This window comes from Acinetobacter sp. GN11 (genome assembly GCF_054823985.1).
In genome coordinates, this window is record NZ_JRVL01000193.1 from 1 (window position 1) to 876 (window position 876).

The 876-nt window shown below is 30.9% G+C and carries 1 protein-coding gene; it reads left to right on the forward strand.

The features are described 5' to 3' along the window. On the forward strand, window positions 1-876 hold an 876-nt coding region (locus tag NL42_RS15475; protein ID WP_461313414.1), incomplete at both ends, for a hypothetical protein.

Consider the following 876-nt stretch of genomic DNA (forward strand, 5'->3'; position numbering starts at 1 on the left):
AAAATCATTCCAATAGTTACTAGACTGCTTGATGAATTAATCAACCACCCCTATCACTTCCAACTAGAATTAATAGATTTATGTACTCACTTAAATAATATTGAAGATAAGTATCGTTTACAAATTATTAACACATTAGATTCTGCTCTCAATAAAGTTAATTTCATACTAAATAGTTGCATTATTGAAGCATTAAATTCCTTAGGAGCTTTAGAGCAAGATAAAGATAACTATTTGCATATGATACATAGTGAGATTAACTCTATACTTCGGAGTAATGACACCCTATCAGATGAATTAGCATGGGGGATTTACTCCAATCAATATGATCATCCTTTTAGTGAATCATATTGGGAAGAAGTTCATAATTTAGATATAACTAGCCTGAAGACTCTATTGATAAAAGCTTGTAGAGGCGCAAATAAATTTAATTCTTTTTTTATAGGAAATTTAATAGAAGACTTATCAGAAATTAATGATCAATCTGTTGTTTCAGTCTTAATACCCTATACATCACTTCCTCCTAAAGATCACTGTATGCCCCAAGGCGCAATTGAAGCTTTTGTAAATGCGCATGAAGCTCTTGGCAAATTTGCAGTAGAACTTCCCCAACAAAGAGGTGTTATACAAACCGAAGCTGATATAGCATTACTTGCATGTGCAGAATTATTGTATTGGATACAAAGAAAAATTAGTAATCCACAAAACTCATCATATACTTTAAATGCTAGAAATATACTTTTAAAGTATGCTAAAAGTACAAGTGCAGCAGCTCTATACACTATAACTAATCTAAATTTCTCTTCTGAAGAAGTATCTAGAAAGTTATTTTGTGAATATCCTGATTTTATTCTAGAAATATGTAGGCAAGCACTT